Source organism: Psychrobacter sp. 2Y5, assembly GCF_051847375.1.
GTDB lineage: Bacteria > Pseudomonadota > Gammaproteobacteria > Pseudomonadales > Moraxellaceae > Psychrobacter.
In genome coordinates this window covers 32,146-47,360 of the sequence record NZ_JBPYDA010000012.1, presented here as the reverse complement: position 1 = coordinate 47,360, position 15,215 = coordinate 32,146, and the positions used below count along the sequence as shown (strand labels likewise).

Annotated in this window: 11 protein-coding genes; 8 read left to right on the top strand and 3 right to left on the bottom strand. The window is 46.9% G+C overall.

Features of this window, described 5'->3' with window-relative positions; translation table 11 throughout:
* The first annotated feature begins 80 nt into the window (after nucleotides 1-80).
* Entirely contained in the window at nucleotides 81-2,126 is a 2,046-nt protein-coding gene (gene betT, locus ACS8E3_RS11595) for a choline BCCT transporter BetT (protein WP_439244355.1), read from the top strand.
* 47 nt (nucleotides 2,127-2,173) lie between these two features.
* Here the strand turns inward: betT and ACS8E3_RS11590 are convergent, their stop codons facing one another.
* A complete protein-coding gene (locus ACS8E3_RS11590; protein WP_439244354.1) occupies nucleotides 2,174-4,318 on the bottom strand; it encodes a heavy metal translocating P-type ATPase in 2,145 nt (714 codons plus the stop codon).
* 138 nt (nucleotides 4,319-4,456) lie between these two features.
* On the opposite strand from ACS8E3_RS11590, the gene cadR reads away from it, so the two are divergent.
* Nucleotides 4,457-4,891 (top strand): Cd(II)/Pb(II)-responsive transcriptional regulator, encoded by a 435-nt coding sequence (gene cadR / locus ACS8E3_RS11585; RefSeq protein ID WP_439244352.1) that lies wholly within the window; start codon nucleotides 4,457-4,459, stop codon nucleotides 4,889-4,891.
* Nucleotides 4,892-5,175: 284 nt separating this feature from the next.
* Complete coding sequence (locus ACS8E3_RS11580) at nucleotides 5,176-6,102, top strand: bestrophin family protein (RefSeq protein WP_439244351.1); 927 nt, start codon at nucleotides 5,176-5,178, stop codon at nucleotides 6,100-6,102.
* A gap of 37 nt (nucleotides 6,103-6,139) precedes the next feature.
* Here ACS8E3_RS11580 and ACS8E3_RS11575 read toward each other — a convergent pair whose 3' ends face one another.
* Nucleotides 6,140-6,970 (bottom strand): IclR family transcriptional regulator, encoded by an 831-nt coding sequence (locus tag ACS8E3_RS11575; RefSeq protein ID WP_439244348.1) that lies wholly within the window; start codon nucleotides 6,968-6,970, stop codon nucleotides 6,140-6,142.
* A gap of 32 nt (nucleotides 6,971-7,002) precedes the next feature.
* Nucleotides 7,003-8,157, bottom strand: a complete 1,155-nt coding sequence (locus ACS8E3_RS11570) for an acyl-CoA dehydrogenase family protein (RefSeq protein WP_439244347.1) — start codon at nucleotides 8,155-8,157, stop codon at nucleotides 7,003-7,005.
* Between the two features lie 223 nt (nucleotides 8,158-8,380).
* Between ACS8E3_RS11570 and ACS8E3_RS11565 the strand changes: the two genes are divergently transcribed.
* The 5 genes from ACS8E3_RS11565 (at nucleotide 8,381) to ACS8E3_RS11545 (ending at nucleotide 15,173) form a co-directional block, all read left to right on the top strand.
* Complete coding sequence (locus ACS8E3_RS11565; protein ID WP_439244345.1) at nucleotides 8,381-9,157, top strand: enoyl-CoA hydratase; 777 nt, start codon at nucleotides 8,381-8,383, stop codon at nucleotides 9,155-9,157.
* A gap of 161 nt (nucleotides 9,158-9,318) precedes the next feature.
* Complete coding sequence (locus ACS8E3_RS11560) at nucleotides 9,319-10,908, top strand: 3-hydroxyacyl-CoA dehydrogenase (RefSeq protein WP_439244378.1); 1,590 nt, start codon at nucleotides 9,319-9,321, stop codon at nucleotides 10,906-10,908.
* An 87-nt stretch (nucleotides 10,909-10,995) separates the two neighbouring features.
* A complete protein-coding gene (locus ACS8E3_RS11555) occupies nucleotides 10,996-12,198 on the top strand; it encodes a 3-oxoadipyl-CoA thiolase (protein WP_439244342.1) in 1,203 nt (400 codons plus the stop codon).
* Between the two features lie 499 nt (nucleotides 12,199-12,697).
* The gene (locus ACS8E3_RS11550; RefSeq protein ID WP_439244340.1) at nucleotides 12,698-13,849 is read left to right on the top strand and encodes an acyl-CoA dehydrogenase family protein; all 1,152 of its coding nucleotides are present in this window, start codon (nucleotides 12,698-12,700) and stop codon (nucleotides 13,847-13,849) included.
* Between the two features lie 115 nt (nucleotides 13,850-13,964).
* On the top strand, nucleotides 13,965-15,173 hold the full coding sequence (locus ACS8E3_RS11545) for an acetyl-CoA C-acetyltransferase (RefSeq protein WP_439244339.1): 1,209 nt from the start codon (nucleotides 13,965-13,967) through the stop codon (nucleotides 15,171-15,173).
* Nucleotides 15,174-15,215: the final 42 nt, after the last annotated feature.

The window sequence follows — 15,215 nt, the reverse complement described above, 5'->3', positions numbered from 1 at the left end:
TATGACGTGGTGATTTTTCATTATGTTATGACGGACAAAGCAATATCAGACTGTGTTTCATTTACCTATTGAGGTCTTTTATGTACAGTTCGCCATCAGAAGATGCGACGAAACCCCTGAGTCTAAATAAGACTGTTTTTTTAGGTTCAGCTATTATTTCTATTTTACTGATTATTTGGACGATAGCGTTTCCAGATTATAGCGAGACATTATTAAGTAATGGCATGGCATGGGTATCAGAGAGCTTTGGCTGGTACTACATGCTGGTGGTTGCTGCTTATAGTATTTTTGCGTTGTTTGTGGGCTTTTCTAAATACGGCGATATCAAGCTGGGACAAGATCACGAAAAAGCTCAGTTTCCCTTTTTGGCGTGGGCAGCGATGCTGTTTTCAGCCGGTATCGGTATCGATTTATTATTCTTTGGTGCCTCTGAGCCGTTGATGCATTATCTGACGCCGCACACAGGGCTTGAGCCTGCCAGTGCCGAGGCGATGCGTGAAGCACTGTCGCAAACCTTTTTACATTGGGGTCTGCACGGCTGGGGGATTTATGCACTCATCGGTATGGCCTTGGCTTATTTTGCCTATCGTAAAAACATGCCGCTTGCGCTACGCTCACCATTGACTCCGGTCTTTGGCGAACGTTTAATCAAAGGCTGGCTCGGCGATGGTATTGATACCTTTGGTGTCGTCTGTACCTTGATGGGTATTGCGACCAGCTTGGGCATCGGTGTGTTGCAGGCCAATGCAGGCTTAACCCACGTTTTTGGTATCGAGTCGAGCAAAATGGTGCAGAGCCTTATTATCTTAGGTGTGGTCGCTGCTGCGGCTATCTCTGCCATGACTGGTGTAGAGCGAGGGGTACGTCGTTTATCTGAATTCAACATGCTATCGTCGATATTACTATTGATTGCGATACTGGTGATGGGCAATACGATATACTTGCTCAATACCTTTACCCAAAGTATCGGTCAGTACTTCCAGACCATCGTTTACAAGACTTTTGATGTTTATGCTTATGATGGCAGCGCTGGTGCCGACTGGAAATCAGGCTGGACGATATTTTTCTGGGCGTGGTGGGTCGCTTGGGCACCGTTTGTCGGCTTATTTATCGCGCGTATTAGCCGTGGCCGCACGTTGCGTGAGTTTGTATTTGGGGTGATGTTTATCCCGCTTGGCTTTATCTTTGCTTGGTTCTCTATCTTTGGTAATTCAGCGATAGACCTAGTGGCCAATGGTGCGACAGAGCTTGGTGAAATCGCTGTCAATGATGCGGCGATGGGCATGTTTGCCTTGTTTGAGTACTTTCCTTACAGTGATATTTTGTCATTCGCAGGCGTGGTCATCGGTTTAGTGTTCTTTGTAACCTCAGCGGACTCCGGCGCCTTAGTACTGGCGAACCTAAGCTCAAGAGGTATGACCAATGACACCGACGCACCGGTTTGGCTGCGTTTGTTTTGGGCAGCAGCGACCGGTCTTATCACTTTAGGTTTACTGTTCGCAGGCGGGTTTGCTTCCTTGCAATCGGTATCTGTGATTGCTGGTTTGCCGTTCTCGCTTATCTTGGTGCTCTACATGATGTCGATGTGGAAGTCGCTCAAAGAAGAGGGTAATAAGCGCAAAGCCAGTACCGTTGGCACCGCAAACGTCCTCGATAACGGTAAGAGCTGGAAAGCACGTCTGCAACGTATCGTCAGCTTCCCAGGTCATGCACAGGTGGAGAGATTCTTGCAAACTGTAGTCATGCCAGCCATGAGCGAGTTTGAAAAAGAGATGCAAGCAGGCGGTCTTAATACTGTTTTAGAGAGTCATAATGTGGAAAATATTAGTGACACTATCAATGCTAGTATGGATCATAATACCGATCATATAGATGGTGTCAAACTGCGCGTTGGTCATGGCGATGAGGATGACTTTGTTTATGAAGTCAATCTCATTAAAGCTGAACGTCCTAATTTCACCCTGAATACCTCAACCAAGCATGCCGAGTTCTACTACCGTGCTGAGGTGTTCTTGAGTGATGGCTCGCAAGAGTATGATTTGGTAGGTTATACCAAAGAGCAAGTGCTCGTCGATATCTTGCATCAGTACGAATGCCACTTGCAGTATTTACACTTAGAGCGTTAATTCTTAATAAATATAGCTTTGTAGAGACCCTATAAGTTCAAGATAACTTATAGGGTTTTTTTAAAGCGCAGCAAGCGCAAGGCGTTCAGCGTCACGAGCACCGTCGCGCCAGTATCGGCGAGTACGGCGATCCATAACCCCGTGATGCCGAGTATGGTAGTCATAAGAAAGATACCTTTGAGACCGAGCGCAAAAATGACGTTCTGATGGATATTAGCTAAGGTCGCGCGTGACAGAGCAATGACATGAGCGACGTCGGTGACGCGGCTTTTTAATAGGGCAATGTCAGCGGTTTCGATGGCTACATCGGTACCACCGCCCATCGCGATGCCGACATCTGCGCTAGCTAGGGCTGGCGCATCATTAATACCGTCTCCTACCATCGCTATTTTGTTATTCTTCTTCATCTCGCTGAGTAAACGTAGCTTGTCTTCGGGTAACAGCTCAGCTCTCCATTCTATGTCTAAATGACTGGCAAGCGCCTGCGCGGTGAGATGGTTATCGCCTGTCAGCATAATAGAGCGCACGTTCATGGCATTGAGCTGAGCCACACCTTGCCGCGCATCGTCTCGTAACTCATCTCGTAGTGCGACTAAGCCAATCACTTCAGCGCTGTGTTCATCGAACAGCACTGAAACCGTTTTGCCTTCATTTTGCAGCGACTCAATTTGTACTTGCTGCTCGGGTAGTAGTAAGCTCTCATCAGCGGCATAAACTGGGGAGCCTATGACTAAAGATCGCTCATTGACAGTAGCATGTACCGCTTTACCAGCGGTCGCAAAGGCATTGGTAGCGTTAGGAATGGCAACCTCAGCTGCTTTAGCATGATCCACGATAGCATTGGCAAGCGGATGGTTAGAGCTGGACTCAACACTAGCGAACAGCGCCAATACTTCATTTGTCCTGTGCAAATCAGGGCGTGCCTCTGTAAAGGCAACAACATCAGTAACGCGTGGCTTGCCCTCGGTTAAGGTGCCGGTTTTGTCAAAGGCCACGGTATTGACTCGGCCAATGATTTCCAAGGCGCTACCGCCTTTGATCAATAAGCCGCGGCGCGCGCCAACCGCTAAGCCTGAAGCGACGGCAGCCGGGGTAGATAGTACCAAAGCGCATGGACAAGCAATCAGTAACAGTGCCAAACCACGATAGAGCCAGGTTCCCCATTCTCCTCCTAGCGCTATTGGCGGCACGATGATCACTAAGGCGGCAACAGCCATTACTATCGGGGTGTAGTAACGACTAAATTTTTCAATAAAACGAGCAGTGGGGGCTTTGGAGGCTTGGGCTTGCTCTACCAGCTCAATGATACGCGCAATAGTGTTATCAGCCGCTGTTTTTTGCACGCGTACGTGTAGCGCGCCATCGACGTTGATGGAACCTGCAAATACTTCATCGCCGATGGTTTTGACAACCGGTATCGACTCTCCTGTCACCGGCGAATCATCTAAGCTGGAGGAACCTTGGATAATAATGCCGTCAGCAGAAACCTTGTCACCAGGACGGACGAGCACTCGATCATCTACTTGTAGTGATGCGGCAGAAACCTCACGCGCCGCGCCGCCTTGCTCATCGATTAACACGGCTCTCTTGGGCACCAGTGAGGACAAAGCTCTAATACCCGCGCGCGCCCGATCAGCGGCGACACTCTCTAATAGTTCACCCACGGAGAATAAAAAAACTACCGCAGCCGCTTCTTCAGCCTCACCAATAATAAGGGCGCCAAGCGCTGCGACCGACATCAGCATCTCAATCGAAAAAGGCGAGCCTGTTGTGGCCAGTGCCAAGGCTTTGCGAGCAAAAGGGAGTACGCCAATAACCACAGCGATAATGAAAGCCCAAGCGCCGTATGCAGGAAAAATTAAAGATAGCACATAGGCTGCGCTCATCAGCAAGCCAACGCCGATGACCTGCTTGCCTTTCATCGTTTGCCACCAGTGCTGATCGTCTACAATGGCCTCATGACCAATGATGTCATCTTGATGTTCGGTTATTTCTGACATACCGAACCCAAGGCGCTTGATGGTTTTTTCGATATCTTTGAACTCAGTCGTGGCATCGGGCGCTAGGGTTAGCGCTAACTTTTGCGTCGCAAAGTTTAGCTGAACGTCAGAGACGCCTGGCATACGGGTTAGCGCTGTTTCAATCTTGCCCACGCAGCTGGCGCAGTCCATACCTTCAATATGATATTGCATAGTGATTTATCCTCTTATTAAAGGTATTATGAACTCTGAAGTGGCTTTAGGGTCAAGATATTGCCCGCAATTCGTTTGATTTTTTACAATCAAACCTTGCAGCTACTTTATGGTTTAGAGTGATAAAAGGAGATAGTAATGGCAGTCAAAGCAGTACTTAAAGCACCGATCAAAATCGGTGAGCTTGCCAAGCGTACAGGGGCGACAGTGGAGACCATTCGTTATTATGAAAAGGAGCAGTTACTGCCGAAGCCTTTTCGCAGCCAAGGCAACTATCGGTTATACCGAGAAGAGCACATTGAACGCATGCAGTTTATCTTGCACTGCCGTACGCTCGATATGAGCTTGGATGAAGTGCGTGTGTTACTACAGTACTGGGATACTCCGGACAAAAACTGCGGCGAGGTCAATGAGTTGTTAGATGAGCACATCGAGACCGTAGAGGCACGTATGCAAGAATTGAGGCAATTAAAGCGGCATCTACTAGAGCTGCGACAAAAGTGTACCACACAGGCGCCCGCTGAAGCATGCGGGATACTACATGCGCTTGCTGATGACTCTTGTCATAAATAGTCAAATATTCTAATTATTAATAACGGTATGCAAGTTATTACCTAAGCACTGCCACCGCATAAAAAAATTTCGTGCTAAAATCGCCAGTCATTATTGCCCCAATAGCTAGCGATTGGTTGTTTAGCCGATTTAATATAAAAAATACCCTGCTGCTGGGATAAGTTTTTGTAGCCTCAAGAGTCGTACTTTTTTATTTGGGATGAGCCGGATAGACTTATCAACTCAGGCATCCGCCCAAATATTTGACCCCGCGTACCTTCATATTAGATTTATAGGAAGCTGTCATGATCGTTTGGCAAAAACCGAATGCCTTTAGAATACTTTTTACCTTACGCGGCTCTGTAATTCCTCATATCTATCTACAAGTTTTACTGATTACTTTACTTAGCGCAGTCATTTCAGCCGTTCAGCACTGGATTCCCGGCTCTTTTCCCTCTTATGGTGCTGCGCCTTTTACCTTACTTGGCATTGCCTTATCTTTGTTTCTTGGCTTTCGCAATAATGCCAGCTACCAGCGCTGGTGGGAGGGCCGCTGCTTATGGGGTCAGTTGGTATACGATGCTCGCAGCTTTACTCGGCAGGTACTCTCCTTTATAGATGACGAGACTGTTAATGGACAGCGCGCGCAGCGCGCTATGGTGCAGCTAACGATTGCTTTTACTCATGCACTCAGGCATAGGCTTCGCAGCACTTCTCCTTGGGAAGATGTTGAGCGTTTTGTAGCGCCAGAGCATCATGCCAGTATGCGTAAGGCCGGCAACCTCCCTGAGTATTTATTGCGATTGATAGGCAAAGAGCTGAGCCGTAGTCGACGTGAGCAGCTGACATCCGATCTTATGATCCAAAATATGGATGAACGGGTCACCTCTATGACGATAGTCTTGGCGGCTTGCGAGCGCATTCATAATACGCCATTGCCCTTTGCTTATACCTTACTAGTGCACCGTACGACTTACCTTTACTGCTTTATGCTACCGTTTGGCTTGGCGACGTCTCTTGGCTGGGTTACCCCTCTAATTTGCGGCGTCATTGCTTATACCTTTTTTGGCTTAGATGCACTCAATGAGGAAATCACCAATCCATTTGGTGTCGATGCTAACAACCTGGCTCTTACTGCTATCTCGCGTACTATCGAGATTAACCTGCTAGAAGCTTTGGGCGAGACAGATCTACCGCCTGAGCTTATGTCTAAGGGCGGCTATTTGCAGTAATTGGCTTTAAGTTGAGCGTACATGCTCCTTAATTGAGCTAAAGGCTGCTTTTAATATTGTGCTTCATATGCAGCAAACGCGGGGCAATGTCCTCTTCAAGCTTAGTACGGCTCAGTACAAAACTAGGCGCGCCGCAGTTAAAGGTTAGCAAGCCCTCGGTAGGGTGCATGATAGCAGTGGCCACCGCATTGACCTGATTTTGCCAATCGCCAAATGAAAAACAATAGCCAAAGTCATCATAATCTTTAAAGGCTTGTTCTAGGCTAAGCTTAATGGCTGGCCAGTCCTCACGATATTTTGTATGAATCGCCTGTATAATGAAATCTTGCTCAGCTGGCGGCATACTAGCTAAACAAGCGCGCCCCATCGCACTTAAGTGAATAGGTAAATACGAGCCAACGTTACGCCGCATCGTTGTCGTTCCAGCACCTTGCACCACATTGAGATACACCATCATTAGCCGATCGCGGGTTGCCATAGCGACGGCGCTATTGGCATAATCTGCCAGCTCCTCCATATAGGGAGTGACCAAATTATTGATAGCCATATTCGCTATCATGGTATAGCCAAAGCCCAATACGCCAGCCGCTAGCTGATACTTGCCATTGTTTGTCGCTTGCTTCAGATAGCCAAGTTTGACTAAGGTATAAGTGAGACGGGTAACAGTGCCTTTAGGAAGGCCTGTGAGTTGGCTGAGTTCTTGATTGCCTAGCAATGGCTGCTGCGGGTTAAAACAACGCAGCAGTTCGAGCCCGCGTGCTAATGCGGTGACAAACTGCCGATCATTTTTATCTCTCATCTCAGCGATAGGCTCTAAGAGCTCTAAATGAGCGTCACTATGAGTGTCATCAAAGATAGGGGTAGTCATAAAATATCTTGATCTCAATTAAATTATAAAACTTACTCGCTGACTTCTTTAATCATATTGCGAGCGATAATGATCTGCTGAATCTGCGTGGTCCCTTCATAGAGACGGTATAAGCGCACGTCACGATAAAACCGCTCGATACCATAATCAGCGATATAGCCTGCGCCGCCATGGATCTGCACCGCACGATCCGCCACGCGGCCACACATCTCAGTGGCGAACATCTTGGCGCATGAGGACTCGGTCACCACATCTTTGCCGTCATCACGTAGGCGCGAGGCGTCAAGTACCATAGATTTGGCCGCATAAATCTCCGCCTTGGAGTCCGCTAGCATCGCTTGAATGAGCTGAAAGCTGGCAATCGGTTGACCAAACTGTTTGCGATCGACAGCGTAACGCAGTGCGTCATCTAACATACGAGAGGCGGCAGCGGTACTGGCAGCAGCGATATGCAGGCGACCTTTATCCAACACTTTCATCGCTGTTTTAAAACCGATACCTTCGACGCCTCCTATCAAAGCACTCGCTGGCACGACACAATTATCAAAGATCACATCGCAAGTATGCGCGCCTTTTTGCCCCATTTTTTTATCCCATTTACCTAAGGTAATACCAGGGGTGTCGCTCTCAACGATAAAGGCAGAGATGCCGCCTGCGCGTTTGTTCTCAGGGTCAGTACGCGCCATGACGGTAAAGACACCAGCTTCTGGAGCGTTGGTGATATAGCGCTTAGTGCCATTGATGACATAAGTGTCGCCGTCTTTGATAGCTGTGGTGCGCAAGGAGGCGGCATCTGAGCCTGCTTCAGGTTCAGTCAGACAAAAAGAGCCGATAATCTCACCGCTAGCAAGTTTGGGCAGATATTTTTGTTTTTGCTCCTCGGTGCCATCGATGACGAGTCCTGAGGAGCCAATGCCGTTATTCGTGCCAATAAGCGAGCGAAAAGCAGGGGAGGTGCGCCCCATCTCAAAAGCGACAATCACTTCTTCTTCCATTGTTAGGCCCAGTCCACCATATTCTTCTGGAATGGTCAGCCCAAACAGACCCAGCTCGCGCATTTGATTGATAATCTCGTCTGGCAATCGGTCATTCTCTGCGACCCAATCCTCCATAGGTATCAACTGATTATTGACAAACTGGCGAACGGTGTTAACGATATGGTCGAGGACTTCTTGATCTCTAATCATGGGACTTCCTTGTCTGATGTGGCTGAATGTTAAAAGCTGAATGTTAAAAATAGTGCCGATGAGTTTGGCGCTAATATCTGATTGTGCAATGACTGTTTTACATAAAGAGCTTGTATGAGCTAAATAGCATAATCTATACTAACTTAGATTACAACAATTTCGGTTATGAAAACCGCAGTGCGGTATTTTTTAATATCGATAAGTACCTATTAAGGATAGCTTCATGGAAGAATCAATTATTACTTGTGAGACACTAGATAGTGGCGTGAGTGTGATAACCCTTAATCGTCCCAAAGTTCGCAATGCTTTGAATGCTGAATTGCGCGAGCAAATGGCAGAGATTTTCGTCAAATTAAACGATGATCCAAAGACCAAAGCTATCGTACTTACTGGCGGTAATAAAGTGTTCGCTGCTGGTGCCGATATCAACGACTTCTTAACCGCAAAAACAGTCGATATCTATCTACGTCATAGCGAACAATATTGGGATGCTATCACCAATTGTCGCAAGCCTATTATTGCCGCTGTTAATGGCTATGCTCTGGGTGGCGGCTGTGAGCTTGCCATGCACGCTGACATTATTGTCGCGGGCAAGTCGGCTAAGTTTGGGCAACCTGAGATTAAAGTAGGCTTGATGCCGGGAGCAGGGGGCACGCAGCGGCTATTTCGCGTGCTTGGCAAACACAAAGCTATGAAGCTGATATTGACGGGCGATATGATAAGCGCTCAGGAAGCAGATCAGATGGGGTTAGTGTCCGAAGTGGTTGACGATGAGGCGACTATTGATCGTGCTATCGAGTTCGCTGAACAGCTGGCAGGTTACTCGCCCATTGCCTTAAGCCAAATCAAAGAAGTTGCCAATCTAGGCGCCGATATGCCATTGCAAGCGGCGTTAGCTTTAGAGCGTAAAGCCTTCCAGATTTTGTTCGATACCGAAGACCAAAAAGAAGGGGCAAAAGCTTTCTTGGAAAAACGCACTGCTGAATATAAAGGGCAGTAGTTTGTTTAAGTGTGGCTAATTAGCGCTATAGTGCGCAACTGGTACAAATTTTCCTTGCTTGCTGCAGCGTTGCTGGCAGAGGCGTCGAAAAATTTATCCCAGTTACTCTAGCCTGCTTTTATATATATTGAAATGACTATAAGAACAAGACTGTATAAGGGATTATTATGACTGTTAAATCATTGGCCATTATTGGCACTGGCGTTATGGGTATGGGTATTGCCCAAATCGCCGCGCAAGCGGGCATTGACGTACTCTTGTTCGACGCTAAAGCAGGCGCCGCTGAAGAAGGACGTCAATCGCTCAAAGCTACCCTTGAAAAACTGGCGGCTAAAGGTAAGTTTACCGATAAGCAGCTGCAAGCGACCTTATCAAACCTAACCGTGATTGAAGATATAGCCAAAATTGCCGAGGTAGATGTCGTTATTGAAGCGATTATCGAAAATTTAGAGATCAAACAGCAGTTATTTAAACAGTTAGAGGGTCTTGTTCCTAAAGACACCATTTTGGCCACCAATACCTCATCGCTAGCGGTGACCGCGATTGCCTCCGTCTGCCAGCATCCAGAGCGGGTGGCAGGATTTCACTTTTTTAACCCCGTGCCACTCATGAAAATAGTGGAAGTGATTCCGGGACTCTCTACTGACCATCGTATTGTAGAAACGCTGACAGATTTAGCCAAACGCATGGGGCATCTAGGCGTCTTCGCAAAAGACACTCCAGGATTTATTGTCAATCATGGCGGCAGAGCTTTTGGTACAGAAGCGCTAAAAATACTAGGCGAGGGGATCGCTAGTTTTGAGGATATCGATCGTATTTTACGTGATGGCGCAGGCTTTCGCATGGGGCCGTTTGAGCTCATGGATCTCACTGGCATCGATGTGTCGCATCCAGTTATGGAATCAATTTATAACCAATATTATTTTGAGCCTCGCTATCGCCCGCATCCCTTGACCCGTCAAATGCTAATAGGAAAAAAGTTGGGTCGTAAAGTTGGTGAGGGCTTTTATCATTACACAGAAAATAAAAAACAAGACGCTCAAAAAGCGACAGCAAATACGAATCAACAATCACCTTATAAGACAGATTGTGATACCTCAAACATATCAGTTTGGATTGGCGCAGATTTAGCAGCAGATAAACAAAAGCTGGTCGATTATCTAAATACTAAAGACATCGCTATCGACGACAACGATAAGCCAAATCCTGACAGTTTGATATTGCTGGCCATCTACGGCGAAGATACTACCAATGCGGCTATGCGCTATCAGGTTAATCCCGAGCAAGCGGTCGCCATCGATATGCTGACTGACTTATCCAAGCATCGTACATTGATGCCAAGTATCGTTACTAAAGATAAATTTGTGGCGCAAGCTTATGCCTTGTTTGGTAGAAATAATAAGTTTGGTAAGAGCTCCGATGGCGCTGATACTGCGGTCGATGCTACGCTCATTACCGAAAGTACTGGCTTTGTCGCACAGCGAGTCGTTGCTATGGTGATTAATTTAGGCTGTGATATGGCGATGCAAGGTATTGCCACGTCAAAGGATATCGACAATGCGATCAAGCTTGGACTGGGATATCCATACGGTCCTATCTCATGGGGTGATGAGCTTGGTGCTTCGCGGGTTTTACTTATCTTACAGCGTATTTACGCGCTCACAGGCGACCCACGTTATCGCCCAAGCCCTTGGCTACAGCGCCGCGCCAAACTGGGCATTTCATTATTTACTCAGCAGAGCAATTACTAATACCAATACTGATGCTAAGCGGTGGCTCAATTCTATAAACGCTATATTTTACTTATACAAACGCTTAAAACATAACAAGGAACAGTAATGTTAGATGCCTATATTTATGATGGATTAAGAAGCCCTTTTGGTCGCTATGGAGGCGCATTAGCCACCGTGCGTCCTGATGATATGATTGCGGCAGTGATAAAGGCCTTGGTCGGAAAGCACCAATTACCTAGCGATGTCTTCGATGAAGTACTGATCGGCAACACCAATCAAGCCGGTGAAGACTCACGCAATATCGCCCGTAATGCTGCTCTACTAGCAGGATTAGATGTCACAACGCCCGGTCAAACCGTCAATCGCTTATGCGCCTCAGGGCTGTCCACTGTCATCGATGCCGCCCGTAGTATTACCTGTAACGAGGGTGAGATATTTTTAGCAGGTGGCGTGGAGTCAATGACCCGCGCGCCTTTTGTCTTTGCTAAGACTGAAACGCCTTTTAGTCGTGAATGTAAAGTATTTGATACGACAATTGGTAGCCGCTTTCCCAATCCTATTTTGATCAAAGCGTTTGGCAGCGATAGCATGCCGCAAACGGGTGATAATGTTGCGCGCAAATACGACATCAGCCGAGAAGAGGCAGATAAGTTCGCGGCGGCCTCGCAAGCGAAATATCAAACGGCCAAACAATCCGGCTTCTTTGATGAAGAGATCACGCCCATCATGGTATCACAAGGTAAAAAGCTACCTGATAAAGCGATAGTAGAAGATGAGCATCCGCGTGCCAGCTCTACTGTGGAGGCGCTACAAAAACTTAAGCCTTTAAATGACAATGGGGTGGTCACAGCAGGCAATGCCTCAGGTATCAATGATGGGGCAGCGGCGCTCATTATTGGCTCAAAGCAAGCAGAGGAAAAGTTAGGCTTTAAGCCTATTGCTAAAATTCTCTCATCGGGCGCGATGGGCATTGAGCCAAATATCATGGGCGTAGGCCCTGTTGAGGCGATAAAGCTAGCGTTAAAACGTGCTGACTTAACCCTTGATGATATGTCTATCATTGAGATTAATGAGGCCTTTGCCGCGCAGGTACTGGGCTGTCTAAAAGGTTTGGATATTGATTTTGAGGATAAGCGAGTTAACCCTAATGGGGGGGCAATTGCCGTCGGACATCCGCTTGGCGCATCAGGCGCAAGGCTGGCGTTGAGTACGGCACGGGAGCTACAGCGCACAGGTGGGCGATATGCGGTAGTTAGTTTATGTATTGGCATTGGGCAAGGACTGGCTATGGTGATAGAGCGCGTCTAAACCTATAAACCATCTCTCATTCAAAAGGGCCTGTTTTCGCACCTTGTTTTACTTATCTATTCTTTGATATTTTAATGATGATACGGCCCTTCTATGTTTCTTTATCTAAACCTTTTAATTTAGAATTCTTAAACTTCTATCTCATTTTATCTATCGATGCAGCCATCTATGCGGCCGTACAAGACAGCCTACGTTGGTATTTATCTAAAGATAACGTAAGCTTTTCAATTTTTCCATAATGGCTATGAGCAATCGCGTTACCAACCTACATCATCCAATCATATATATAAAGGTAATAAAAATTACCATTAATAAAATATGGGTTGCAACCTAATACTTACTATTTTAGTATAAATTGCATAGTCTACTACTTAAAAATGACAATTGATATTTTGCAATGGTAATTAATATTACTATTTATAATTAATTGATCATTAACGTTTTCAGACTATCATTATTGATTTAATTATTACTAAGAAACCTGTCAAGGAAAGATGATATGAGTATTCGAACATTTTCAGCAAAATGGATGACTGAAGAGCACGAAATGGTATACGACAGTGCCTTAAAAATGTTCCAAAGCTGGGAAGATAGAGACGAAGGATGGCGTGATAAGGGTATGATCGACCGCGATGCTTGGGAAGAGGCTGGCGAGATGGGCTTTTTATGTGCGTCAATACCAGAAGAATACGGCGGTGGCGGCGGCGACTTTGGTCATGAAGCCGCTATTCTATTGGCGCAAGCGCAAGCGAACCAAGCAGGTTATGGCGGTATGGTGCATTCAGGTATTGTAGCGCCCTATATCTATAAGCTTGGCACCGAAGAGCAAAAAAAATCCTTGTTGCCTAAGATGGCAACGGGCGAGTACATCGGCGCTATTGCGATGACGGAACCGGGTACGGGTTCTGATTTGCAAGCCATTAAGACTTATGCGACAAAGGACGGCGACGACTATATCATTAATGGTTCCAAAACTTTTATCACTAACGGTCAACATGCCAATATTGTACTATTGGCCTGTAAAACAGACCGCGATAAAGGCGCGCAAGGCGTCTCTCTTATTCTGGTTGAGACGGATGGTTTACAAGGTTTTTCGCGCGGCCGTAACCTCAAAAAGACGGGCCTTGCTGGACAAGATACCTCAGAGCTCTTCTTTGATAATGTTCGTGTGCCACAAAAAAACGTACTAGGCGGTATGGAAGGTCTAGGCTTTATGCACATGATGCAAGAGCTGCCACAAGAGCGCCTGATTATTGCCCTGAGTGGCTGCGGCGCTATGAAGCTAGCTTTAGAGCTGACACTCGATTATGTAAAACAGCGTGAAGCCTTTGGCAAGCCGATTTGGAAGTTTCAAAACACGCGTTTTAAGCTCGCTGAGGTGCAAGCGGATTATTTAGCAGTAAAAACCTTATGCGATTCGGCAGTGGAAGCGCAAATAGCGGGAACACTTGATGCTGCACAAGCCTCGCTCATTAAGTACTGGGTGACTGAAAAACAGTGCAAAACGATGGATGAATGCTTACAGTTATTTGGTGGTTACGGTTATATGTCCGAATATCCAATCGCTCGTATGTATGCTGATGCTCGCGTACAAAAAATCTACGGCGGTACCAATGAGATCATGAAAGAGCTGGCGTCACGCTTTATGTAATTTCTATAATCGAGACAGAGCTATAGACTTGTAATATTAAACATTAATTGAGAAGGATACGTCCTTCTTACTATCTTATTATTTATCACTTATCAAAAATACTAAAGGGATTTTTATGACTGAGACCGCTTACATCTATGACAGTATTCGTACCCCACGCGGTAAAGGCAAAAAAGACGGGTCTTTATATCAAGCCTCACCTACTTGGCTCGTTCGCGGCTTATTAAAAGAAATGGAGCAGCGTCATCACTTGGATACGAGCTTGGTTGACGACGTGGTGCTCGGCTGCGTAACCCCTGTGGGTGAACAAGGCTCTGATATTGCGCGTACCGCGGTTCTTGATGCGGGCTGGGCGCAGAGCGCTGCAGGATTGACATTATCTAGATTTTGCGCCTCAGGCCTTGAGTCTATCAACCTTGCTGCGGCCAAAGTCATGTCTGGTATGGAGGATTTAGTCGTCGCAGGCGGTGTTGAGTCTATGAGCCGCGTGCCGATGGGATCAGACGGCGGTTCATGGTATATGGATCCGCGTGTTAACGATGCCACAAGCTTTGTCCCACAAGGCGTTGGTGCTGATACCATAGCGACGCTCAAAGGCTTTAGTCGTACTGATGTCGACGAGTTTGCCACTCAGTCACATCAAAGAGCCGCCAATGCTTGGGAGCAGGGTTATTTTGATAAGTCGGTGGTACCCGTCACAGACCTTAACGGTATGTTGTTATTAGCTAAAGACGAAACCATCCGTCCCAACACGACGGTTGAGACATTAGCAGGGCTGAATCCTTCTTTTATTATGCCTGGCAAGATGGGCTTTGATAGCGTCATCTTGGACAAATACACCACGATCGAAACTGTCAATCATGTGCATCACGCAGGTAATTCATCTGGCATCGTCGATGGTGCAGCGATATGCCTAGTCGGTAGCGCTGCGGCTGGCAAAAAAGCGGGTCTCAAGCCGCGCGCCAAGATTACTATGGCCTCAGTCATCGGCTCCGAGCCTGCCATCATGCTGACCGGTCCGACGCCTGCCTGCCAAAAAGCGCTAGACAAAGCGGGCATGCAAGCCTCCGATATCGATCTTTGGGAGATCAACGAAGCCTTTGCCGCTGTTCCTATGAACACCGCTCATGACTTAGGTATCTCGCTGGATATCGTCAACGTCAATGGTGGTGCTATTGCCATGGGTCATCCGCTAGGGGCGACGGGTGCAATGCTGATGACCACTGTATTAGATGAGCTAGAACGCCGTGACCTAAAAACCGCCATGCTGACGTTGTGCGTTGGTGGTGGTATGGGTATTGCGACTATCATCGAGCGCGTTTAAACATTTAATCATCACATAGATAGTGATAACTAAGAGATCATT

Coding starts and splice junctions, on each gene's coding strand:
- betT (WP_439244355.1), top strand. CDS start 81: ATGTACAGTTCGCCATCAGAAGATGCGACGAAACCCCTGAGTCTAAAT.
- ACS8E3_RS11565 (WP_439244345.1), top strand. CDS start 8,381: ATGGAAGAATCAATTATTACTTGTGAGACACTAGATAGTGGCGTGAGT.
- ACS8E3_RS11575 (WP_439244348.1), bottom strand. CDS start 6,970: ATGACTACCCCTATCTTTGATGACACTCATAGTGACGCTCATTTAGAG.
- ACS8E3_RS11580 (WP_439244351.1), top strand. CDS start 5,176: ATGATCGTTTGGCAAAAACCGAATGCCTTTAGAATACTTTTTACCTTA.
- ACS8E3_RS11590 (WP_439244354.1), bottom strand. CDS start 4,318: ATGCAATATCATATTGAAGGTATGGACTGCGCCAGCTGCGTGGGCAAG.
- ACS8E3_RS11570 (WP_439244347.1), bottom strand. CDS start 8,157: ATGATTAGAGATCAAGAAGTCCTCGACCATATCGTTAACACCGTTCGC.
- cadR (WP_439244352.1), top strand. CDS start 4,457: ATGGCAGTCAAAGCAGTACTTAAAGCACCGATCAAAATCGGTGAGCTT.
- ACS8E3_RS11550 (WP_439244340.1), top strand. CDS start 12,698: ATGAGTATTCGAACATTTTCAGCAAAATGGATGACTGAAGAGCACGAA.
- ACS8E3_RS11545 (WP_439244339.1), top strand. CDS start 13,965: ATGACTGAGACCGCTTACATCTATGACAGTATTCGTACCCCACGCGGT.
- ACS8E3_RS11555 (WP_439244342.1), top strand. CDS start 10,996: ATGTTAGATGCCTATATTTATGATGGATTAAGAAGCCCTTTTGGTCGC.